This window comes from Ochrobactrum sp. RH2CCR150 (assembly GCA_014138095.1).
GTDB lineage: Bacteria > Pseudomonadota > Alphaproteobacteria > Rhizobiales > Rhizobiaceae > Brucella > Brucella gambitense.
This window is the reverse complement of record JACGXE010000004.1, coordinates 255,420-278,816: the sequence shown is the minus strand read 5'-3', so window position 1 is coordinate 278,816 and position 23,397 is coordinate 255,420. Positions and strand designations below refer to the sequence as shown.

Here is a 23,397-nt window from a genome sequence, read left to right as displayed (position 1 = left end):
TCCGAAATTCGACAGGAGAATTATTTTGGGTAAATCCGCACCACTTCACGGTCTTACCGTTCTCGAGCTGGGGCACAGCGTGGCCGCTCCCTATGCAGGCCTTATTCTGGCAGAGTTGGGAGCACGGGTAATCAAGATTGAAAACCCTTCCACTGGGGATTATGCGCGCGGTTGGGGGCCCCCCTTCTTCAAAGAAGATGCCACCGCATTTCACGCTCTAAACCGGGGAAAGGAAAGTCTCACACTCGATTTTTCTGACCCGGAACAATGTGCGCATCTCAAGAAGCTGATCCTTGGGGCTGATGCTGTTATCCAGAACCTGAGACCTGGTCTGCTTGCCAAATTCGGTATTGATGTCGACGAGATGCGGCGCCAGGCGCCTGGTATGATCTGGTGTGATATCGGCGCTTTTGGCAAAACTGGCCCACTGTCGCGCAAGCTTGGTTATGATCCGCTGGCGCAGGCTTCCTCTGGCATCATGTCCATCACCGGCGAGGCGGATCGTCCTCCCGTCCGGGTCGGTGTGTCGCTCGTGGATATGGGGTCGGGGATGTGGACCGTCATCGGCCTGCTGGCAGCCCTTCTTGAGCGCAATAAAAATGGCGAAGGCGCACATATAGCAACGTCTCTGTTTGAGACCGGGCTTGCCTGGATGACCATTCCGCTTGCCGCACATGCGGTTGCAGGCGAAGTGCGCAAGCCTCATGGTTCCGGCCTAGCTGAAATTGTGCCCTATCAGGCGTTCGAGGCTGATGACGGCTGGGTGATGATCGCAGCGGGCAATGACCGGTTGTTTGCAAAACTCTGCCAGGCGTTACCGGGGCTGGAGCATCTGGCTAAAGATCAGAGGTTTGCGCAGAACCGCGACAGAGTGTTGCTGCGCGACGAGTTGATACCACAGATCGCGGCCGCAGTGGCGAAACTCACGGTCAGTGAACTCGGCGAAAAACTCGACGCTGTCAGTGTGCCGAATTGCCCGCTTTTGACCATCGACAAGGTTTGGACCCATCCGCAGACCGAGGCTGTCGGTATTGTAACGGAAGCTGACGGGCAGAAATGGATCGGCCTCCCATTCACCATTGACGACGCTCGCCCAACGTCGGGCGGTTCAGCGCCCACACTTGGAGCGCACAACCAGACAATTCGACAGGAAAGCTGATGGAACGCACCTATGAAACACTCGAACTGGAGCGCATCGATGACCATGTGCTGTTGGTCCGGCTCAATAGGCCGCAAGCAGCCAATGCGATGAACACCCGGATGGGCGAGGAACTGATGGACCTTTTCGAGAGGTTCCAGATCGATGTCGAAGGCGTGCGCGCGATTGTGCTGACGGGTTCCGGCGAAAAGGCCTTCTGCGCAGGCGGTGACCTTAAGGAACGCAATAGTATGACCGATGCGCAATGGTTGCGCCAGCATGCAATGTTTGAGCGCATGCTCCGCGCAATAATTGCCTGTCCGGTGCCGCTGATTGGTGCAATCAATGGTGCGGCCTATGGTGGGGGCTGCGAGATTACGGCAGCTCTTGATTTTGCCTATGCGTCTGAAAATGCGCGTTTCGCATTGACCGAGGTGACGCTCGGCATCATGCCAGGTGCGGGTGGTACGCAGAACCTGCCGCGCGCCATGGGAGAACGACGCGCCAAGGAAGTTATCCTCACTGGCCTGCCTTTCACGGCGCAAGAGGCATTTGAGTGGGGGCTTATCAATCGTGTGTTCCCGCAGGCCGAGCTTCTTGGTGCAGCACTTGCCACTGCGCGTCGCATAGCGGGCAACGCGCCTATTTCTGTGCGCCAGGCCAAGCAGTCTATTCATCGCGGTTTGCAAATGTCACTGGCTGACGGTCTGGCTTTCGAGATCGAATGCTACAACCGCATGGTGTCGACGGAGGACCGTCACGAAGGCGTGCGGGCTTTCAATGAAAAGCGCCAACCTGTCTTCAGGGGAGTTTAGGTCATGGCAGAGCATGTGACCTTGCGCGAAGTGGGACTTCGCGACGGAATTCAGATGGCAAAACGCTTTCTTGAGACCGATCGCAAACGCGAATGGGCAAGGCGACTTATTGCGGCTGGTGTCCGCGAAATCGAACTGACTTCTTTTGTACCGCCGAAGATCGTGCCGCAATTTGCTGATGCCGACGTTTTGGCTACCAGCTTGCCTGACTTTTCTGGCGCGGTCTGTTCAGCACTGGTGCCCAATCTCAAAGGCGCCGAGCGGGCGCTTGCCGCCGGCTTTCGCCATATCAACTACGTGCTTTCAGTTTCTGAAGCCCATAGTCAGGCCAATGTCCGTCGCTCTACGGATGAGGCGGTCGTGGAATTCGGGCGCATCGTGGCGCTGAAACAGTCGGAGGCTGGTCGCGATATGGTACTCGCTTGTGGGCTGGCAACCAGTTTCGGGTGCACGCTGCAAGGTTATGTCGCGCCGGAACGCGTGTTCGAGATTGCGCGCCGTGTGACGGATATGGGGGCAGACGAGTTGATCGTGGCGGATACGGTGGGTTACGGCAATCCGGCGCAGGTCCACGAAATTCTGCTGCCGATTGTCGAGATCTCGGATGGACGCCGCATCATCTGTCATTTCCACGATACGCGCGGCCTCGGCCTCGCCAATGTAGCAGCCGCGTTGGAAACCGGCGTCCGAGTGTTTGACAGTTCGCTGGCCGGGCTTGGCGGATGTCCGTTTGCACCGGGTGCAACAGGTAACATCAACACGGAAGATACGGCATATATGCTTGAAAGCATGGGTTTTTCTACTGGTGTCGACATTGACGCCCTGCTGGATATCCGCCGCGATGTCGAAGCGTGGCTGGGCCAAGAAGAACGCTACAGCGGCGCGATAGCACGCGCCGGTCTTCCCAAAACATTTTCAGTTGCAAAGTGAGAATACGCTATGACCAATACTGTCGCTACCATGGAACTGGGCGAAGACTTTCCGGAACTGCGTGAATCGATCCGTCGTATTTGTGAAAACTATCCACTCGATTACTGGGCAAAGCTTGATGAAAAATCTGGATACCCGTCTGAATTTGTACAGGAATTGACGGATGGAGGCTTTCTAGCAGCGCTCATCCCGGAAGAGTTTGGCGGAGCTGGATTGCCACTGCGCGCTGCGGCTGTGATTTTGGAAGAAATCAATGCCTGTGGCTGTCAGGCGAGCCCTGCACATGCGCAAATGTATATCATGGGCACATTGCTGCGCCACGGTTCTGAAGAGCAGAAGTGCACTTACCTGCCGGAGATTGCCGCTGGACGGCTGCGCCTCCAGGCCTTTGGCGTGACAGAGCCGACGACTGGTTCGGACACGACGCAGCTCAAAACCCGTGCCGTGCGTGACGGTGATCACTATGTGATCAACGGCCAGAAAGTATGGACGTCGCGCGCGCTTTATTCTGATCTCCTTCTGCTTCTAGCCCGCACCACGCCGCTTGATCAGGTTGCCAAGAAAACGGACGGCATTTCGGTTTTCCTGATCGATCTGCGCGAAGCGCGTGGGAACGGTGTTGATATTCGTCCGATCAACGCATTGATCAATCACAACACAACGGAAGTTTTCATCGAAAATCTACGCGTACCGGCGTCAGCGCTGATCGGTGAGGAAGGCAAAGGTTTTCGCTACATTCTGGATGGCATGAATGCAGAACGCATTCTCGTTGCGTCGGAATGTGTTGGCGATGGCCGCTATATGGTCCGCCGCGCGGTGGAATATGCCAAGGAACGTCGCGTTTTCAATCGCGAAATCGGCGCTAATCAAGGTGTGCAATTCCCCATTGCTCGCGCCCATGCGGAACTTGAAGCCGCCGATCTCATGGCCCGTAAGGCTGCTGCCTTGTTCGACGCGCACCAGCCCTGCGGTGGCGAAGCTAATATTGCCAAACTGCTTGCCTCGGAGGCGACCTGGAAAGCAGCTGATACTGCGCTGCAGACGTTTGGTGGTTTCGGTTATGCAGTGGAATACGGCATCGAACGGAAGTGGCGTGAGTGCCGCATTTATCAGACTGCACCGATCTCGACCAACATGATCCTGGCCTATGTTAGTCAGCACATGTTGGGTCTCCCACGGTCTTATTGAGGTCCATCATGGATAGCATCACGATCAAGGCCGCGGAGTTCATCAAGAATTTCGACCTCGCTCATGTTCCGGCAGAGGCGATTCACGCCGCACGCATCGGTATCGTGGACTGTGTCGGCACTATGCTTGCTGGCGCGCGCGAACCGGCGGTCGAACTCGTCGCGACGATTGCAACGCCTGCCAGTGGAAGCAATGACGCACCCGGCGCCGTCAACGGCCAGCGATATGTTGCGGCGGATGCCGCACTCGTCAATGGCGTGGCGGCCCATGTTCTGGACTTTGATGATGTGGCGCTTGCCGGTCATCCCAGTGCGGTGCTGGTGCCCATGATCTTGGCGGAAGGACATGCGCTGCAATCCTCTGGCCAGGAGGCGCTGGAAGCCTATCTCGTCGGTTACGAATTGTGGGCTCATCTGGCAGCACTCGAGGCGGGGCGCTTGCACGACCGTGGGTTCCATCCCACCGCGGTCATGGGTACGTTGGCCTGTGCTGCTGGTGCTGCTAGGCTCAACAAGCTTTCTTCTGAAGAAACCGCACATGCGTTGGCCATTGCTGCTTCGTTGGCGGCTGGTTTGGTTGCAAATTTTGGTTCTATGACCAAGTCGCTGCATGCCGGACGAACGGCGCAATCAGGCATTCAGGCTGCGCGACTTGCCAAGACAGGCTACACTGGTAGCGCTGATGCGCTTGAGCACCGGGTGGGCTTCCTGCAATCGTTTTCACCGTCTGGGGCTCCGATCTTGAGTGCCGATGCGTTCAAAATTGGTGAGGATTCGATGGCTGCGCGTTATGGCGTCAATATTAAACGCTATCCCACATGCTATGCGACCCATCGTTCTATTGATGCCATGCTCGATCTTGTTGATGAAAATGATATTGATCCATCCGAAATCGCGAAAATCAATGTTCATACAGGTGTGACCCAGCAACTCATGTTGCGCAATGCCCGCCCGCAGACCGGACTGGCAGCCAAATTCTCGATGGAGTTCGCAATGGCGAGTGCTGTCGTGGCCCGACGAGTGGGACTGAAGGAGTTGACAGATGAATTCGTCAGTCGCAGCGACGTGCAGTCTATGCTGGAGCGTGTCGAGGTGACGATCAATGAAGAAGAAGCGGGAGAAGATCTACCGTTTGCACCGTTCGATCTCGTCTGGATCACCCTGAAAGATGGCACAGTGCTGCGTCATGAACCGGTGGAACATGCACGTGGAAGCTGGCAGATGCGGCTTGATCGTGAAGCTTTGAAGGAAAAATTCGAAGATTGCGCGGGCATTCTCCTGCCCGAAGAAAAGCTGGGTCCGTTGTTTGAAAAGCTATACCGCATCGAGGAAATGAAAGATCTGCGCGAGCTTGATCTGGTGTGATGAAATAACGGCTCGATACGAAATGCATACATATTTGATCTGGAACGATTTGTGATGAACAGCTTGCCCAACCGACAGATACCCGGCGTCTATCATCGCCGCTTCGGTTCTTTTCTCGTGACAGCCCTTTCCGACGGTTATGTTGAGATGGGTTATAATATTTTTCGTGAGTTCGAACCGCATGAAGTCGATGAGATGATGGCACAGGATCATCGGGTTTCGCCGCCGAGAATCTCGGTCAATTGTTTTCTTCTGCGCGGTCCTGCCGGCACCGTGTTGATTGATTGTGGTTCCGGCGAAAAATTCGGCCCGACGGCGGGGAAGTTGTTCGAAAACCTTGAGGCAACTGGCGTGCGGCCGGAGGAGGTGGACCATATTCTCCTCACGCATTGTCACCCGGATCATTCCTGTGGACTGACCGATCCTGTAACGGGTGAACGATTGTTTGCGAATGCGACGGTGATCGCCAACCGCAAGGAAATCGAGCACTGGTACTCTGATACCGAAATGCAAACAGCAGACGAACGTAAGCGGCTTCGTTATTTCGGTTGGGCACGTGAGCAGGTGGACCCGTATCGTAACGGGCGACTAAGACTTGCTGACGACGGCGAAGAGGTGCTGCCAGGTATTACACTTGTGGAATGCGCGGGCCATACGCCAGGCCACAGTACCTGGCTCTTGAATTCGGAAGGCAAGCAGATGATTGTCTGGGGCGATCTTGCGCATGTTCCCGAAATTCAGGTTGCCCGTCCCGAAGTTTCAATGAGCTTTGATCATGATCCGGATATGGCGGCTCGTAACCGCACAAACCTGCTGGCACGGATTTTCGAACAGGACATGCTCGTTGCCGGAATGCATATTCATTTCCCCGGATTCGGCTGGCTTGTGCGGGAGGGAACCGGATATAGGGTCGCTACCGAACAATGGAACTTTGAAATCTGAAAGGCTTCGCTGCGGATTGAACATGGCCAAAACCCCTACCATACGCGATGTCGCTTTGCTCGCTAACGTATCGATCGGTACGGTTTCGCGCGTGGTCAACGATGCTGCCGATGTGCGTCCGCAGATCCGCAAGGCGGTTGAAAGCGCGATTGCGGAACTGGGCTATGTGCCCAATGCCGCCGCAAAGTCGATGCGCATGGGGCGGACAAAGACGGTGGGCTGCATCCTGCGCGAAATCAATATTGCGCAGCTGGGTGGTTTTGTATCCACGGCACATAACATGCTCAATGAGTCCGGTTACGCACTGCTGATCGCAAATTCCGAAGGTCGCCGCAACCGCGAGGTTGAATTGCTGCGCAGCTTTTCGAGCGGGCAGGTCGATGGCGTATTGATGGGCCCCTATACGCCGATAGAGGGCGAGTTCGAAGAGCTGTTGCGCACGTTACCTGTGCCGTTCGTAATGATTGACCGCGATCAACCGTCATGGTGCAACGCTGTCTATGCCGATCACGAGGCCGGTATTGCTCAGGCGACAGGCCATTTGCTTGATCTTGGTCATCGTCGCATCGCACTTTTGACAGGCCCGACCAGATTGCACCCGGGTGGCGCACGCGTTCGCGGCTTCATGCGTGCTTACAAGGAGCGCGGTTTGGAACCGGCCCCGGAACTGATCATTGCAGAGAGCTTTTTACGCGATCAGGCTTATCGAGTGACGTCTTCCCTGCTCGGAATGTCACATCCTCCGACAGCCATTATTGCAGGCGGTATTGATATGCTTGCGGGCGTGTTGAAGGCGGTTCGCACGCGGGGACTGCGCATTCCGCAGGATATTTCGGTCGTGGGGTCCGGGCAAAGCGAACTGGCCGATCTGCATCAGCCGCCGATTGCTGTCGTCAGCTGGGATCAAAACGAAGTGGGCGCAACGGCTGCGGCCTTGTTGCTTGATCTGATTGCGCACGGGAAAAGGGAAGAGCCACGTCGCGTCATCATTCCCACCACGTTCAATGCGCAGGCGTCCTGCACGCCGCCGCTCGTGGGGGATTTGACGCCGAAGTAACCGGCAATCGCCAATAGGGAATGATGCAATCCGCGCTCACATGGCCGCGGAACGGGAGAGCTATGCCTTCTAACAGGCATGGCCGGGAAATTTGTGGAGGAGCAAAAATGCCGACGAATGTCCGATTATTTTCCGAATTCAAACTGCGTGGTGTGACGCTGAAAAACCGCATCGTGATTTCGCCGATGGGAACCTACTCGGCGGAGAACGGGCAACTGCAGCCCTTTCACCATACGCACTACGCGAATTTTGCCATGGGTGGTGCTGGCTTGGTCATGGTGGAGCAGACCTCCATCACTCGACGTGGTCGCGTGACGAATGGTGATCCGGGCCTGTGGGATGACAGCCAGATTGCTGGAATGCGGTCGATTGTCAGTCATATGAAATCTTATGGTGCGAAGACCGGCATTCAGCTGAATCACGGTGGGCGCAAGGGCAGTATGCAGCGCGCCATTCGCGGTAACGGACCCTTAACCGAACGCGATCTGGCGATGGGTGAAGAACAATGGGTGCCGCTGGCGCCATCGGCGCTACCGCTCGGCGAGGGCTGGCTGACGCCGGAACCGATTTCTCTCGATCACCTTGACGGCCTTCGGTCGGCTTTTGTCGCTGCAGCAAAACGCGCGATGCTTGCAGGTTTCGACCTCATCGAGATTCACATGGCGCACGGCTATCTATTACAGAACTTTCTGTCGCCGCTCGCCAATCAGCGCACTGACGACTATGGCGGCAGTCTCGAAAATCGTATGCGCTTTCCGCTGGAAGTCGTGCGCGCCGTGAGGAAGGTCATTCCTGATTCCATGCCGCTCCTCGCGCGCATTTCAGCCACAGACTGGATCGATGGCGGTTGGACGATGGAGGACAGTGTCGTTCTGGCGCGCGCATTGTCCGACGCGGGTGTCGATCTTGTCGACTGTTCCTCCGGCGGCAATCTGCGCATCGGTGCTACCAATTCCAGCCTTGGTCGGGGTCCGGGTTATCAGGTGCCTTTCGCTGAGCAGATACGCAAGGAAACTGGCATTCCAACTGCCGCTGTCGGCATGATCCGGACGCCGGAATTCGCGGAAGCCATATTGCAGGAAGACCGCGCTGATCTGATTTGCCTGGGTCGTCAGGCACTGTTTGATCCGTTCTGGGCACATCATGCGGCCGAGGCGCTCGGCGTTAATCGCGATTTCTCCGGTTGGCCGCCGCAATATGGCTGGTGGCTCGAAAAATGGGGCCGGGCACTTTCGTCCAACGGCGAAAAGCCGATGGGGCCGGAGGTGTTTCCCACCGCCGCAGTTATGAAGAGCCAAGCTTCCGCCTGAACGGGAGAACTTAGGGAGGAAAAAGCATGGCAATGAAATTCTGGCACCAATCGGTCAATGAGTTGAGCCGAATTGACGCCTACAAGCGCGGTATAGAAGCCCATGCCAGCAACTTGCTGGATGGCGAGGCTGAAGTGCATGTTCAAGGCTTACCGGAGGGTACATACGGCGACCAGAGCCCAAGCGATGCTCTTGGCAACGCCTATCTCTATCATCGTGTGCTTGCACCTATCGTAGAGCAGGCTGTCGAGGCGGAAAAGCAGGGCTATGACGCCTTCATCATGGGGTCATTCAGCGAGCCATATCTGCGAGAGATGCGTACGGCTGTCGATATTCCGGTTGTCTCGCTGACGGAAGCTGCTCTGCTGACCGGTTGTTCGCTTGGTGGACAAATTGGTCTGATTTCGAACGCTCCGAATGTTGCCTATATGACCAAGCTCTCGGTGGCCAAACACCATTTGGAAACACGGGTCCTGGAGGTCACGGCGCTATCGCCCGGCATGGACGAATATGAGCTTATTGCAGCGCGCGACGAGCCCGCTCAATTAATTGAAACTTTTACGGCAACTGCGCGGGAGCTAATTGCGCGGGGGGCGGAAGTTATTATTCCAGCCGAGGGCGTGATGGCGGAAATTCTGGCACGCGAAGGCCTCAAACAGATCGACAAAGCGACAGTGCTGGATGTTTTCGCTGCGGCCTGGAGCCATGCCTTGAGCCTCGTGCGCCTGCGCAAGGCCGGTATGGGAACCAGCCGTGCCTGGCTTTACAGCCGCGGATAGGCGGTAGGGCCCATCGCAATAAAAAATTCGTCTTTTGGGAGAAGGACACTATGAAAATCGCAAGCCAGATTCTTGGCGACTACCTTGCCAGTTATTCCACATTGACACTGGAACGTTCCGTTCGGGAAAAGGCTTTGATCTGCCTGCTCGATGCATTGGGTTTGGCACTTTCGGCGCGCACAGAACCCACTGCGCGGGCGGCGGTTGCTTTGTCATATTCGCTGGGTGAGGGTGCCCCCAATTCCGCGACCGCATGGATATCCGGCGTACGTTTTTCGGCAAGCGAAGCTGCCTTCGCCAATGGCGTCGCGGTTCATGCGCATTTTCAAGATGACACGGACCATGAATCCTGGACACATCCCGGCTCGCTTGTGCCCCCTGCTATTGTCGCGCTTGGTGAGCGCAACGGTGCGACGCTTGAAGATGTGCTCCGCGCGCTTGTCGCTGGCTATAGTGTGATCAACTGGCTCGGGCGTGATGAAGTCGTCGCGCGGAAACTGATTGCACGCGGATTTCGCACCAGCCCAACCTTCGGCACTATCGCAGCTGCTGCCGGTAGTGCTGCTCTTCTCGGACTAAATGCGACACAAGCAGGCTCCGCTGTTTCGATCGCTGCATCCACCACCGCAGGCACGTTAGAACCGGTTCGTGCTGGTGCCGATGAATGGCGTGTACAGAATGGCCGCGCAGCACAGGGCGGGCTGATTGCAGCCTGTCTCGCCGAGGCAGGCGTCACGGGCGCGCCGCAGGCTCTTGATGGTCCGAAAGGTTTTCTGGCCACAGTGGCCGGTATGGATGCCACCCCGGAAGTGTGGTCTCTGCCACCCGATCCGGCGATCATGAACTCCATACAAGCGAAGCCCTACGCAACACTCGGGGACAACATGGCAGCAGCCATGGCGGCGCAGAAGCTCTACTTGGACAAAATCGATCCGCGCGAGATTGCTGACATCAAGGTGACGCTCTGGGAGCCATTCACGGCCTATCCAGGCACCAACTTTAAGGGCCCTTACGAACGTTTGGTTCAGACGCAGGCAAGCACCGCTTTTGCAGTGGCGACCATGCTGTCGCAAGGTGACATCACCTATGACATGGGCAATGAGCTGCGCAACGATCCGCTGGTCCTTGATCTGATCGCCAAGACGACTGTTATCCCCGACGCGGTTAACGGCGCGTGGGATTCGCTGCTGACGGTGACCATGAAGGATGGCAGTGAACGCGAAGCGCATTCTCAGGAAATGCCACGCAATCTGATCTATCAAACACAGGAACGTTCTCTGGATGTGTTCGAGCGCAGGTTGACCAAGCTTGGAGCCCCGGTTGGTGTTGCGCGTGATCACGCCGCGAAACTCTTCGCGGCGCTTGATGACGGGGCGAATATTGCGATTGCCGACGTTTTGCGTGACACGCTCGCACTGACCGGTAACCGATAGGATCGGAATACCAGATGACAAACGGACCACTTCTATTCCATCCCTACCATGTGCGCGGCGTGACTCTGAAAAATCGCATCGTCGTTTCGCCCATGGGTACTTATTCGGCGGAAGACGGGTGCCTGACGCCCTTTCAGTTCGCGCATTATGAACGCATGGCCATGGGAGGCGCGGGTCTTGTCATCATGGAGCAGACTTTCGTGACCCGCGCCGGTCGTGTGAGCAACGGCGATCCCGGTCTTTGGTCCGACAGCCATATTGAGCCAATGGCGCGATTGGTCTCCGAGATGAAACGCTATGGCGCGAAAACTGCAATCCAGATCAGTCATGGCGGGCGCAAGGGCGGGCAACAGCGCGCGCACGAAGGTAACGGTCCGATTTCGGAGCGCAATCTGGCTGCGGGCGATATTCAGCTTTATCCGATGGGAGCTTCACCTATTCCATTATCGGAAAACTGGCTAACGCCGGTCGAAATGAGCGAACAGCAGATTGATGGTATCGTTGATGCCTACGCTGCGGGTGCTCGTCGGGCTATTCTCGCAGGGTTTGATTTGCTCGAACTACATTTGGCGCATGGCTATCTGCTCCAGAGCTTTCTTTCGCCATTGGCCAATCAGCGCACCGACCGTTTTGGCGGTAATCTTGAAAACCGAATGCGCCTGCCCCTCATGGTGGTTGACCGACTTCGCTCTATTATGCCGGATTCTATGCCGCTTTTTGCAAGGGTTTCGGTGACGGACTGGATCGACGGCGGCTGGACCGAAGACGAAAGTGTCGTGCTGTCCCGAGCGCTGGAGGCTGCGGGCGTCGATCTCATCGACTGTTCCTCCGGCGGCAATATGCGCGCTGGCGCGACCAACTCGAACCTGTCGCGGGGGCCGGGCTATCAGGTAGCACTGTCTGAAAGACTGCGTCGCGAAGCAGGAATACCAACCGCCGCTGTCGGTATGATCCGCACGGGTCAATATGCCGAAACCATTCTCCGCGAGGGCAAGGCCGATTTGATCTGTATCGGCCGCCAGATGCTGTTCAACCCTTTTTGGGTGCGCCACGTGGCCTGGGAGATGGGAGTGGAACGCGATTTTTCCAGTTGGCCTGAACCCTATGGTTGGTGGTTGGAAAAATGGTCTCGGGCCTTGGCGGCGAACAATGAGGATCCGCTTGGGCCTGAACATTTTCCCGAGGAAGTACTGTGAGTACGGGAGGACCAAATGCATTGGGGAAATGAACTTGCGACCATGCGCGGACGCTATGGTCAGCGTGTCGGCATCACTGATGCTGAGGGTAGCCATACAATCGCTGAGATTGTTGACTATGCGGCGGGCATTGCCGATCGTCTGAGTGCGCTTGGCTTGGGTCCCGGCGATTTTATAGCAACGGTTTTTCAAAATTCGATGCTGGCAGCGGCGGCAAGCTATGCCGTTGCGCTGACTGGAGCGACAGAGGTTCCGATTAATCCCGTACTCAGCCAGAAAGAGTTCGATCACGCGCTCTCCTGCACGGGTACTCGGATTGTGCTTCTCGACCGAGCGACAACGCCGACGCTGACGCCGTGCGTTGCGGTGGAGGATGTGCGCAAATGCGCACCGCGCCCACTGACGGCGGAAGGGTGGCCGGATGTGGAGCCGGAAACGCCGAGCCGTATCGTTTTCACAAGTGGCACCACTGGGCCCGCTAAGGGGGCTATCCACACGCATCTGGGACGCTGGACGGCGGGGCTTCTCTTGCGTTCGGTTCTTCCCACTCGTCCGGGCGCGCAAAACCGCATTCTCTTGATGACGCCCTTTTCGCATGGGAGTTCACTGCTGACCTTCGCTTATCTTGCCGAAGGCGCGAGCGTGCATCTGATGCATGGTGTGGATACAACCGCAGTTCTGCCGCTTCTGGCGTCAGGTTCGATCACTGAAATGTTTGCGCCGCCGACAGTGCTCGCCAAGTTGACCGAGGCGTTGGAACAGACCGACAGCGCCAAGCCGCAATTGCATACGATACTGACAGGAACGGCCCCTCTGTCCCCGATGCTGTATCACAAGGCTGTTGCGCAATTTGGTGAGATCATCCGCGTCACCTACGGGAAAAGCGAGATGTTCAATCCCATCACCGTGCTCTCACCTCCCGAGACCGCCGAAGCCTATGCCGGAAACGCCAGCAGCGATGAGGGGCTGTGCGTCGGCTGGGCGGCAACGGGCGTGCGGATTGAAGTTCGTGACGAGGAAGGTCGCGTACTTCGAGACGGCGAGTCGGGGCATATTTTCCTGCATAGCCCGCATATGTTTCGGGGCTACATCACGGACAATGGCCTGAAGATGCTTGCGCCCGGCGAGTTTCACGATACCGGTGATCTAGGAAGGATTGACCAGACGGGCTGTCTTTTTCTCTTGGCACGCCAGTCCGACATGATGAAAACCGGCGGCTACAAAGTAGCCCCCGATGAGGTAGAGCGAGCGCTGGCCGCCGCACTTCCCGAAACCGAAATAATCGCGCTCGGCTTTCCGTCGGAATATTGGGGTGAAATAGTCACTTTGGTTGCCGAATGTCCACCATCGGATTGGCAGGCGCGTCTTGCTCCCGCGCTGACCAACATGACCTCTTACAAACGGCCTAGGCTTTTTGTCGCCATGGATGAGTTGCCGCGCAATGCAATCGGCAAACTGTCACGCGCCGAACTGCGCCGCCGGCTTTCGGAGCTCTACGACCTCATTGAAACGCCGCAACCGGCACTTGTCGGGAAAGGCAGGCAGATATGAGCGGCTTCGAACAGATACCAGCTATTTATCATCGCCCGCTAGGCGATATGTTGGTCACAACGCTTTGCGACGGCTACGTCGCCTACGACACTTTCGATATTTTCCGTGATGGCGATGTTGCACGGCTGGAACAGTTTCTGACCGCCGAGACACGGATTGCACCTCCAGTTGTCTCGATCAACGCGTTTCTTGTCCAGCATGAAAGCCGGGTTATCCTTATCGACTGCGGTTCGGGCGACATCATGGGGCCAACTTGCGGGCGATTGCCCGAACTTCTCGCACGGCTGGATATCGCGCCAGAAGCGGTCACTGACGTGCTTTTGACCCATATCCATCCAGATCATTCCAATGGTCTCACCAATCCGGAAATCGGGGCTAAATTCTTTCCGCGAGCGGTTGTTCATGTTCATGAGGCGGAAATTCAGCATTGGTTCGATGACGAGGCAAAAGCTCGCGCTACGGAGCGCCAGAAGCGCGTTTACTTTGATGCTGGACGCATTCAGATAACGCCTTATCTCGCTGATAGCGTGCACATTTTCAACGCTGAGTGCGAAGTTCTGCCTGGGATCGCTGCTGTTCCATCCGTTGGACATACGCCGGGACACAGCTGCTACATTCTGCGCTCCCGCAGTGAAGCAATGATCATTTGGGGCGACACTGTTCATGTGCCCGAGGTGCAGCTTGCCGATCCTGATGTTGGGATGATTTTCGACACCGATACGCCTGCCGCTGCTTTGTCGCGTCGCAGGATTCTGCAGCGGTGCGTCGATGAAGACCTTCTTGTTGGCGGAATGCATATCCACTTTCCCGGCTTTGCTCGTGTCAGGCGTGGATATGAAGGGGAGTATCGCTTCATTCAGGAACAATGGTTTCATGCAGAGATGCGCAAGCCTGCCGAGCAAACTGGAGGAAACTGATCCGTGTCTATGATGAAAATCTGTCATGCTCCGGAACCGGGTGGGCCGGAAGCGCTGCGTTTTATGCAAGTGGAGCGCCCGACACCGACTGCGAATGAGGTGCTGATCCGTGTTGGCGCTGTTGGGGTCAATCGGCTTGATGCTATGCAGCGAGCAGGCGTCTATCCACTATCTGCGGGCGCAAATCCTGTACTGGGCGTTGAATGTGGTGGGGAGGTTGTCGAAACGGGCGGCGATGTACCAAATCATCTGCGCGGCAAGCGGGTTGCAGCGCTTCTTTCCGGCGGTGGCTATGCAGAATATGCTGTCGCCGACTGGCGGCATGTCGTTGTAGTTCCCTCAGACTGGGATGATGTGCAGGCAGCTGCGGTCATTGAAACATTCTGTACGGCCCATGAGACCTTATTCGAATTGTCGCACCTTAAGGCAGGTGAGCGAGTACTGATTCACGCGGGCGGTAGCGCCGTCGGCAGTACTGCGATCCGCATGGCGCAACATGTAAAGGCGGAAATCATTACAACGGTGGGGCGCGAGGATAAAGCCCGCCGCCTGCGCGATTGGGGCGTAACTAATGTTCTGAATTATCGCGAGGTCGATTTTGCCGAGGCAACCCGCGAGATCTACCCTGATGGCATCGATGTGATCGAAGACTTCGTCGGCCCCGCATATCTGGCGCGTCATATTGCGCTTTTACGCTGGCGAGGACGCATGACATTCGTGGGACTGCTCAGCGACGGAAAGGCCGAGGCTGACGTGCCCGCCATTCTGACCAAGATGCTGCAGCTACGTGGTTTTACCCTGCGGCCGCATTCGGCAGACGAGAAAGCCGAAGTTGTCGAGCGTTTCCGCCAATGCTGGTTGCCGGTTCTCGCATCGGGCGCAATCGCGCCGACCATCCATGCGGTCTTACCCTTCAGTGACGCAATGGAAGCACATCGCATGTTGGAAGCAGCCGACAATTTCGGCAAGCTGATCCTGAGCTTGTAACGCTCCCGCAAAAGGTAGTTTGGAAATGCTGATATCTCAAATTCAAGAAGAGAACGGAACGATCCGCGTTCTTGCACGGGAGGACGGAGAACCAGCACGCGAAGTCCTTGGCGCGGCGGGTGTGCGCGAGCTGGCGGTTGCTGCGGCCAGAAGTGGCAGGAGCCTCGTCGATCAGATCAAGGGACAGGGTTTCGGAGCGCAGTTTGAACCCGAGAGACTGGCCGTCGATGGCCTCTACCTGCCGCCGATTACTCATTTCGATCCGGCACATTTGCATTTGACCGGCACGGGGCTCACCCATTTGGGATCGGCAGCGACCCGTGACAGCATGCATGCCAAGGTCATGACAGAAGAAGCCGAACTGACGGATTCCATGAAGATGTTCCGTATGGGCCTTGAAGGCGGCAAACCGTTGGAAGGTGGGCCAGGCGTGCAGCCAGAGTGGTTTTACAAAGGCAACGGCCACGCGCTAGCCGCACCGGGCGCGGCATTGGTTTCGCCGGCATTCGCTCAGGATTTCGGAGAAGAGCCGGAGATAGCGGGAGTTTACGTTATCGCAGATGACGGTCGCCCGATGCGCTTGGGGTTTGCCGTGGCCAATGAGTTCTCCGATCATGTGACGGAGCGGGGCAATTATCTCTGGCTTGCCCATTCCAAGCTGCGTCCAGCATCCTTGGGACCCGAAATCCGGATTGGTGCGGCGCCTCTGGATATTCGGGGGACTAGTCGCATTCTGCGTGATGGCAGGGTTCTATGGGAAAAGCTGTTTTTGTCTGGTGAGGCGAACATGTCCCACACGATTGCTAATCTCGAATATCACCATTTCAAATACGCGATTTTCCGGCAGCCGGGCGATGTTCATGTCCATATGTTCGGCACAGCCACGCTGTCATTTGCCGATAAAATTCACACCCAACTCGGCGATGTTTTCGAAATCATGGCTGAAGGGTTTGGCCATCCTCTGCGCAATACGGTTGCCGTTGAGCCAAGCTATAGTTTGCAGGAACTGGCTGTTGTTGAACTTTAAGCAAGGCGTGAAGTAACCGGCTGGAAGATCAGAAAGGACCCACTATGTCCAAGAAGAAATGCGCGATCATCGGTTCCGGCAATATTGGCACGGATTTGATGATCAAGGTGATGCGCACGTCGAAGAATATCGAGATGGGCGCAATGGTCGGCATCGATCCGAATTCGGATGGTCTGGCACGCGCCGCACGGCTCGGCGTGCCGGTCACCCATGAAGGCATCGACGGGCTGATGCGCATGCCGGAATATCGCGATATCGATATCGTGTTTGATGCCACCTCGGCCAAGGCGCATCTGCATAATGACGCGCTGTTGCAGAAGGACGGCAAGAAGGTCATCGACCTGACGCCTGCCGCCATCGGCCCCTTCACCATTCCCGCCATCAATGGCGATGCCAATATCGACGAGCCGAACGTCAACATGGTCACATGCGGCGGTCAGGCGACGATCCCGATGGTCTATGCCGTCAAGCGCGCAACCGACCGCGTGGTCTATGGCGAAATCGTCGCTTCGATCTCGTCGCGTTCGGCTGGTCCCGGCACCCGCGCCAATATCGATGAATTCACCGAAACCACGTCGAAGGCGATCCGTGATCTGGGCGGTGCTGAACGCGGCAAGGCGCTGATCATTCTCAACCCTGCTGAACCGCCGCTGATCATGCGCGATACGGTGTTTGTTCTGTCGCAAGGCGGCAGCCGCGAAGCCATCGAGGCTTCGATTGCCGAAATGGTCGAGACGGTTCAGGCCTATGTGCCGGGTTATCGCCTGAAGCAGAAAGTGCAGTTCGAAGTCATCGGCGATAATGCGCCGGTTCGCGTGCCGGGCATCGGGCTCGTCTCGGGTCTCAAGACGACCATCCTGCTCGAGGTGGAAGGCGCGGCACATTATCTGCCTGCCTATGCCGGCAATCTCGACATCATGACATCCGCTGCATTGGTCACCGCCGATCATTGGGCAGCAAAAGCGCTTGCCAAGGAGGCTGCATAATGGCCCGCTCCAATCCCGATAAGCTCTATGTTCAGGATGTCACGCTGCGCGACGGCATGCATTCGATCCGCCACCAATACACGCTCAAGGATGTCGTCGCGATTGCGAAGGCGCTGGATGCAGCCAAGGTGGACGCGATTGAAATCACCCATGGTGACGGCCTTGCCGGTTCGACTTTCAATTACGGTTTCGGCCTCCATGACGATGTCGAATGGATCGGCGCAGTTGCCGACGCTTGCGAGCATGCCCGCGTGACCGTGCTGCTCATTCCGGGCATTGGCACGGTGCATGATCTGAAGGAAGCCTATGATGCCGGTGCGCGTTCGGTTCGCGTTGCGACCCATTGCACCGAGGCCGACGTGTCGCGCCAGCATATCGAGGCTGCGCGTGAACTGGGCATGGACACGATCGGCTTTCTGATGATGTCGCATATGGCCGAGCCGGACAAGCTGGTCGAACAGGCGAAACTGATGGAAAGCTATGGCGCGGAATGCGTCTATGTCACCGATTCGGCAGGCGCACTGTTGCCGGAGCAATATACGCTTCGCGTGAAGGCGCTGCGCGATGCGCTGCGTCCGGAAACTGAAATCGGCGTTCACACCCACCACAATCTGACGCTCGGCGTTGCCAATGCCGTTGCTGGTATCGAGGCGGGCGCTGTGCGCGTTGATGCATCGCTGGCAGGCATGGGGGCAGGGGCCGGTAATGCGCCGCTTGAAGGTCTGATCGCCGTGCTCAACCGCAAGGGCATCGATACGGGTTGCGACCTCTATGGCCTGATGGATGCTGCCGACGATCTGGTGCGTCCGTTGCAGGACCGTCCGGTGCGCGTGGACCGTGAAAGCCTCTCGCTCGGCTATGCGGGCGTCTATTCGAGCTTCCTGCGGCATGCGGAAAACGCCTCGAAACTCTATGGCGTCGATACACGCGAAATCCTCATCGAACTTGGCAAGCGCCGCATGGTCGGCGGCCAGGAAGACATGATCATCGACGTCGCCCTCGACATTCTCAAAAACAAGGCCGCGTAAAGCATTAAGGTGTCCAATGCTCGACTGAAAAATAGTAGCGATACGAGTTGAAGTAATAAGCGAATTCTACAGAAAGATGGGGCACTCGAAGTGCATGAAGTGTGGATTGAACTGACTTGACCAGTCGGATCCGAGTTATTGCATGCCTTGTAACAATGGTGAACTACAGTGAAAGGAAACATATGGCAAAAGTGGGGTTTTGCCATGTGTTATGCTGATCGCTGAATGTCGGCTTTGCGCTTTAATCCGGACATTAGCGTAGTATTCTCACGCTTTTCCAAGCGGCCATTAGGTGTCGCAAACTCGGTCGCACGAGGCCAACTTTTTCACCTCACTTTTGCGATGGAAATTCCGCTGAATAACCAACGGGTGGTCTGCATTGGCACAAATCAGGAGTTACACGACATTCAAGCTGTCATTGGGCCGAGTTGGACCACTAGCGGCTCCCGACCAAATGACCGAATAAAGGCAAGTAGTTCCGCCGGTGTAAGGCCAACGCTTTCCTCTTGGACAAGGGGGTGGAAATTGATCTGTGCAGAATCGAGCAAAACGGCGTCGATAACGACCGTAACCAGACCTTCCATATCGTTGATGATGCCAAGCGGGGTCAAAGCGCCCGGAGAGACCCCGAGCAGGGTCTCCATCCGTTCGGCCGGTGCAAAGCCAAGCCGGCCATTGGCTCCAATTAGCGTATGCAAGATCTTCAGATTCAACGCCCGATCCTCATGGAAGGTGATAAGGAATAGCCGCCCCTTTTTGTCCTTGAGCAGCAGGTTCTTGGTGAAGGTGCCGGACAGGTCGCCGCGTAGCGCCTTGCCTTCCTCCGCCGTTGCGTGCGTTGGATAGGCAACGACCGGCGCGGATATTTCGAGCATCGCGAAACGCTCGACCAACCGTTCCTGCGCCTTGGCCGATACAGTTTCGGAAATCGACGTGTTGTTCATGGGCGGGTACTCTCTTGCAAGTGGTTCAGCGGGCGGCGGCCGATATGGCCGCCCTGCGACGCTTCCAGCCGAGCCAGAGGAGCGCCAGCGCTGCCGCCGCCATCCACGGCAGGAGAACCAGGCTGAGCGTTTGCCAGCCAAGAACCTGCAGCAGCGCCCCGGCGCTGAAGGAGCAGGCGAGGCCAACCGCGAAAATGGTCATGTCGTTAGTCGCTTGCGCCTTGCCCTTCTCGGCTGGCGTGTAGGTGCTCGTCAGCAGCGTCGTGCCGCCGATATAGAGGAAATTCCAGCCGATCCCGAGAAGCACGAGCGCGCCGGCAAAGGAGCCGAAGCCGGTCCCGGTAAGCGACATGATGACGTGACCGGCAAACAGGACGATGCCGGTGAGCATGATGGGCAGCACGCCGAAACGGGCGATCAGCGATCCGGCGAAGAAGGATGGCAGAAACATGCCGAGCACATGAAGCTGGATCACGGTTGCTGTGTCCTTCAGGTCGTGGTGGTGATGCGTCATGGCGAGAGGCGTTGCAGTCATGGCGAGGATCATGATCCCGTAGCCGGTGACCGCTCCGAACAGCGCCACCAGATAGGCCGGCTGCGAGACGATCTCACCCCATGAACGGCCCTTGTCGCCTTCATCATGGGTGGCCGCCTGATTGGGAATGTGCAAGCCGAGCAGCGCGCCGACCGCGATCAGCGAAACGAGCGCCAGCAGCAGGAAGGAGCCGAGATATTCGGGTGTCAGCAACGGGCCGCCGAGACGGCCGAGCATGGGGCCGGCCAGCGCCGCGACCACACCGCCGCCGAGTACGAGCGAGATCGCGCGGGGTCGGAAGACTTCGTCCGCCACCTCGCTCGCTGCGAAACGATAGAATTGCGCGAAAGCCTGATAAGCCCCGACGCAGAACGTGCCGAGCGACAGCAGCAGCAGCGAGCCGAACCAGAGACCGAGCGCCCCGACGAGACCGCCGGCAATCCCGAGCATGGCCCCCAACAAGAATCCGGCACGCCGGCCGGCACGCGCCATCCACATCGAGGCCGGGAACGTCACCGCCGCCGTTCCGAGGAACATGGTGGCGATAGGCATGGTCGCCAGTTCTGGGCGGGATGCAATCTGGCCACCTGCAAGCCCGCCGACAGTCATCACGAGCACGGAAACTGTCTGAAACAGGGCTTGGGCGGATGCAAGCAGGAAGACCTGCCTGTGCATGGGTTTGCCAAACATGCTGATTCCTTAAAAAAGTAACGATTGGCAACATCACTAACGACAAACTATCATGAGCGGAAATGTTCAAATCTAATGAAACCATAAACAGGAGTAATCAATGCTCGACCGCCAACACCTTGCTATTCTCCGTGAAGTTGATCGCTTGGGGAGCGTGACGGCTGCCGCCGAGCGTATGAACGTCACGCAGCCCGCCCTGAGTCACCTCATCCGAAAGCTGGAAGAACGGCACGGCGTCAAAATCTGGATGAAGCACGGACGAAGCCTGCGTCTCACGCAAGCCGGGGAATATCTTCTGGCCCTGGCACAACGTCTGCTGCCCCAGCTTGAGCACGGCGAGCAGGTGTTGGCGGATTTCGCATCGGGCAGGCGCGGCGCGCTGCGCGTCGGCATGGAATGCCATCCCTGCCAGAAATGGCTGATGCGGGTCACGGCCCCTTACCTCTCCGCATGGCCGGATGTGGATTTCGAGTTGCGCACCGCTTTCCCGCTCAACGGGATCAACGCGCTCGCCAACTACGAAATAGATCTGCTGATAACTCCCGATCCGGTTGAACTGCCCGGCCTGCGCTATACCTCGGTATTCGACTATGAACTCGTGCTGGCGGTTCATGCGAACCATCCCCTTGCTGTGCAGGGTGTCGCACTCCCCCATGATCTGACGGATGAAGAGCTGATAACCTATCCCGTGAGCTTCGAGCGACTGGACGTTTACACGCAGTTCCTCGTTCCCGGCCGTTGTCGGCCGCACCGCCATCGGACTGCGGAAACGACCGAGCTGATGTTACAGCTCGTTGCAGCCGGACGCGGGATCAGCGTCGTTCCCGACTGGTTGTTGCGCGAGGATGGAGCCGAACTGCCGTTGAAGGCGGTCCGTCTCGGCGCGGAAGGCATCATGAAATCTATCCACCTCGGCGTGCGAAGCGGCGAGGAAGAGATTAGTTACCTCGCCGGCTTTTTGGATATGGCAAAGATCGGAACAACGCTGTCAAAAGCGTAGTCGCGAAAACCCCAAAATATGCGACAGCTTAGCGTCCGCTTTAAGGGACGTCATTTTGGATGGTAAACGGCCACCATGGAGTCAGAAATGGTTAGAAACGGCCCTAGATGCCAATCATGCGCCATGTCGGCAATCTCCTGGGCGGGAACTGAAACCGGACTGATCACTTGGGGCTTCTTCGCTACCTGTCGGTGATGCGTGCAATTACGCTCGCAATCTGCCAACGGCATAACATTAAGATCGACTGGCAGTTCTGGCGGTAAGGAGCCGACTGATTGCTTCGTCAACCGTGGCGCGAGGGCATCCGATGTTCACGCGCATAAATCCACGCCCTTCTATCCCAAACTTTTGACCCTTGTCGAGCCACAGGCCGACCTCGGTAAGCATGAAATGATTAAGCTCATCTGCCTCCATATCGAGTGATCGACAGTCCATCCAAGCAAGATAGAGAGAATCTGCTGGCAATACACGTAATCCGATATCTGAGCTATTTATCGCATTTGCGAAGCGTTCATGGTTCGCCCTGAGATAGACCAGTAGTTGTTCAAGCCAAGGTTCTCCCTCACTATAAGCTGCTTCAGCTGCAATTAGACCCAGCAAGTTCAGGTCTGTGGTCATATTGCGGTTGTACTGACGTCGAAACTCTTCTCGCAAGTTTGGATTCTGGATGATGAGATTAGCGGACTGTAATCCAGCGAGATTGAATGTTTTACTCGGCGCAGTACATGTGATGCTGTTAAGTGCAAAATCTTGGCTGAGGGATCCAAAAGGAATGTGCTTAAGCTCAGGATTGATGATCAGATCCTGATGAATTTCATCGGAGACAACGATGATGCCGTGACGTTGGCAGATCTCTCCCATGCTACGTAGGTCGCCCTCCGCCCACACGTTACCGGTCGGATTGTGAGGATTGCATAGGATGAAAATCTTGGTGTCAGGCGTGATCGCGGCTTCGAAGGCCGCTTCGTTGAAAATATAACGTTCTCCAACGAGTGCCAGTGGGGCCTCAATAGGGCGACGACCGTTGAGCACCACATCATCCCTAAAATGAGAATAGACCGGAGGCTGGATTAGAACAGCATCACCTGGCGCTGAGAACGCCTGAACAATCTGCTTCAATGCAGTAATAATGCCCGGCGTCTGAATTATCCAGTCGGCGGAAATTTCCCAACCGAAGCGACGGGCCTGCCAGTTTTGAACGGACGCGATGTAGCGTTTCGTTGCACCAGCCGCATACCCGAAAATCCCATGCTGAACAGCTTCGCTAAGTGCGTTCAATACTGCGGGCGGCGACTGGAAATCCATGTCCGCTACCCACATAGGTAGCGGATCTGCCGCAGCCTGATCGGCAGTCAGCATAGTTGCGGCTGCTGCCCACTTTTCCGAATTGGTCGATTTTCGATCAATAACGTTATCAAAAGTTCGAGTGGTTATTTCGACGGTAGCTTGCATTGGATGGCCTTCGAAAGTCGCGTGTATTTTCATTACTCAAGCACGGTTTGTGACTAAACCGCTAATCGGGGATCGGTGATGTATGCCTTGATCAACGCATTGATCGCGACGGTCAATGGAACAGTGGC

21 protein-coding genes are annotated in these 23,397 nt (G+C 56.7%); 18 read left to right on the top strand and 3 right to left on the bottom strand.

The window, feature by feature from the left end; all coding sequences use genetic code 11:
• Positions 1-25 precede the first annotated feature (25 nt).
• The 17 genes from FHW03_RS11140 to dmpG all read left to right on the top strand — a co-directional run bounded on the left by FHW03_RS11140 (position 26) and on the right by dmpG (position 18,648).
• On the top strand, positions 26-1,159 hold the full coding sequence (locus FHW03_RS11140) for a CoA transferase (protein WP_182520684.1): 1,134 nt from the start codon (positions 26-28) through the stop codon (positions 1,157-1,159).
• Positions 1,159-1,953: an enoyl-CoA hydratase-related protein gene (locus FHW03_RS11135; protein ID WP_182520683.1), complete on the top strand. Its 795-nt coding sequence runs from the start codon at positions 1,159-1,161 to the stop codon at positions 1,951-1,953. Before FHW03_RS11140 ends, FHW03_RS11135 begins: the two co-directional genes overlap by 1 nt.
• A gap of 3 nt (positions 1,954-1,956) precedes the next feature.
• Positions 1,957-2,883 carry a hydroxymethylglutaryl-CoA lyase gene (locus tag FHW03_RS11130; protein WP_182520682.1) on the top strand — a complete coding sequence of 309 codons (927 nt, stop codon included), beginning with the start codon at positions 1,957-1,959 and terminating at the stop codon, positions 2,881-2,883.
• 9 nt (positions 2,884-2,892) lie between these two features.
• A complete protein-coding gene (locus tag FHW03_RS11125; RefSeq protein WP_182520681.1) occupies positions 2,893-4,071 on the top strand; it encodes an acyl-CoA dehydrogenase family protein in 1,179 nt (392 codons plus the stop codon).
• A gap of 8 nt (positions 4,072-4,079) precedes the next feature.
• Positions 4,080-5,435 (top strand): MmgE/PrpD family protein, encoded by a 1,356-nt coding sequence (locus tag FHW03_RS11120; RefSeq protein WP_182520680.1) that lies wholly within the window; start codon positions 4,080-4,082, stop codon positions 5,433-5,435.
• A 54-nt stretch (positions 5,436-5,489) separates the two neighbouring features.
• The gene (locus FHW03_RS11115; RefSeq protein WP_182520679.1) at positions 5,490-6,377 is read left to right on the top strand and encodes an MBL fold metallo-hydrolase; all 888 of its coding nucleotides are present in this window, start codon (positions 5,490-5,492) and stop codon (positions 6,375-6,377) included.
• Positions 6,378-6,399: 22 nt separating this feature from the next.
• Positions 6,400-7,434, top strand: a complete 1,035-nt coding sequence (locus FHW03_RS11110) for a LacI family DNA-binding transcriptional regulator (RefSeq protein ID WP_152849919.1) — start codon at positions 6,400-6,402, stop codon at positions 7,432-7,434.
• A gap of 107 nt (positions 7,435-7,541) precedes the next feature.
• On the top strand, positions 7,542-8,744 hold the full coding sequence (locus FHW03_RS11105) for an NADH:flavin oxidoreductase/NADH oxidase (RefSeq protein WP_182520678.1): 1,203 nt from the start codon (positions 7,542-7,544) through the stop codon (positions 8,742-8,744).
• Between the two features lie 26 nt (positions 8,745-8,770).
• The gene (locus FHW03_RS11100; protein ID WP_182520677.1) at positions 8,771-9,523 is read left to right on the top strand and encodes an aspartate/glutamate racemase family protein; all 753 of its coding nucleotides are present in this window, start codon (positions 8,771-8,773) and stop codon (positions 9,521-9,523) included.
• Between the two features lie 50 nt (positions 9,524-9,573).
• The gene (locus FHW03_RS11095) at positions 9,574-10,956 is read left to right on the top strand and encodes an MmgE/PrpD family protein (RefSeq protein WP_182520676.1); all 1,383 of its coding nucleotides are present in this window, start codon (positions 9,574-9,576) and stop codon (positions 10,954-10,956) included.
• A 14-nt stretch (positions 10,957-10,970) separates the two neighbouring features.
• On the top strand, positions 10,971-12,152 hold the full coding sequence (locus tag FHW03_RS11090; protein WP_182520675.1) for an NADH:flavin oxidoreductase/NADH oxidase: 1,182 nt from the start codon (positions 10,971-10,973) through the stop codon (positions 12,150-12,152).
• A 15-nt stretch (positions 12,153-12,167) separates the two neighbouring features.
• Positions 12,168-13,703, top strand: coding sequence for a class I adenylate-forming enzyme family protein (locus FHW03_RS11085; RefSeq protein WP_182520674.1), 1,536 nt, complete (start codon positions 12,168-12,170; stop codon positions 13,701-13,703).
• Positions 13,700-14,620 carry an MBL fold metallo-hydrolase gene (locus FHW03_RS11080; RefSeq protein WP_182520673.1) on the top strand — a complete coding sequence of 307 codons (921 nt, stop codon included), beginning with the start codon at positions 13,700-13,702 and terminating at the stop codon, positions 14,618-14,620. Before FHW03_RS11085 ends, FHW03_RS11080 begins: the two co-directional genes overlap by 4 nt.
• 9 nt (positions 14,621-14,629) lie before the next feature.
• Complete coding sequence (locus FHW03_RS11075) at positions 14,630-15,607, top strand: NAD(P)H-quinone oxidoreductase (RefSeq protein ID WP_377514697.1); 978 nt, start codon at positions 14,630-14,632, stop codon at positions 15,605-15,607.
• A 25-nt stretch (positions 15,608-15,632) separates the two neighbouring features.
• Complete coding sequence (gene araD1 / locus FHW03_RS11070; RefSeq protein ID WP_182520671.1) at positions 15,633-16,634, top strand: AraD1 family protein; 1,002 nt, start codon at positions 15,633-15,635, stop codon at positions 16,632-16,634.
• A 44-nt stretch (positions 16,635-16,678) separates the two neighbouring features.
• The gene (locus tag FHW03_RS11065; protein WP_182520670.1) at positions 16,679-17,620 is read left to right on the top strand and encodes an acetaldehyde dehydrogenase (acetylating); all 942 of its coding nucleotides are present in this window, start codon (positions 16,679-16,681) and stop codon (positions 17,618-17,620) included.
• Entirely contained in the window at positions 17,620-18,648 is a 1,029-nt protein-coding gene (gene dmpG / locus FHW03_RS11060; protein ID WP_182520669.1) for a 4-hydroxy-2-oxovalerate aldolase, read from the top strand. Before FHW03_RS11065 ends, dmpG begins: the two co-directional genes overlap by 1 nt.
• Before the next feature lie 407 nt (positions 18,649-19,055).
• On the opposite strand, the gene FHW03_RS11055 is transcribed toward dmpG, so the two are convergent.
• On the bottom strand, positions 19,056-19,592 hold the full coding sequence (locus FHW03_RS11055) for a prolyl-tRNA synthetase associated domain-containing protein (RefSeq protein ID WP_377514611.1): 537 nt from the start codon (positions 19,590-19,592) through the stop codon (positions 19,056-19,058).
• A gap of 25 nt (positions 19,593-19,617) precedes the next feature.
• Positions 19,618-20,817 (bottom strand): MFS transporter, encoded by a 1,200-nt coding sequence (locus FHW03_RS11050; RefSeq protein ID WP_182520668.1) that lies wholly within the window; start codon positions 20,815-20,817, stop codon positions 19,618-19,620.
• A 100-nt stretch (positions 20,818-20,917) separates the two neighbouring features.
• Here FHW03_RS11050 and FHW03_RS11045 point away from each other — a divergent pair, with 100 nt between their 5' ends.
• Positions 20,918-21,817, top strand: coding sequence for a LysR family transcriptional regulator (locus FHW03_RS11045; RefSeq protein ID WP_182520667.1), 900 nt, complete (start codon positions 20,918-20,920; stop codon positions 21,815-21,817).
• Between the two features lie 234 nt (positions 21,818-22,051).
• On the opposite strand, the gene FHW03_RS11040 is transcribed toward FHW03_RS11045, so the two are convergent.
• Positions 22,052-23,269 (bottom strand): MalY/PatB family protein, encoded by a 1,218-nt coding sequence (locus FHW03_RS11040; protein ID WP_210277241.1) that lies wholly within the window; start codon positions 23,267-23,269, stop codon positions 22,052-22,054.
• Positions 23,270-23,397: the final 128 nt, after the last annotated feature.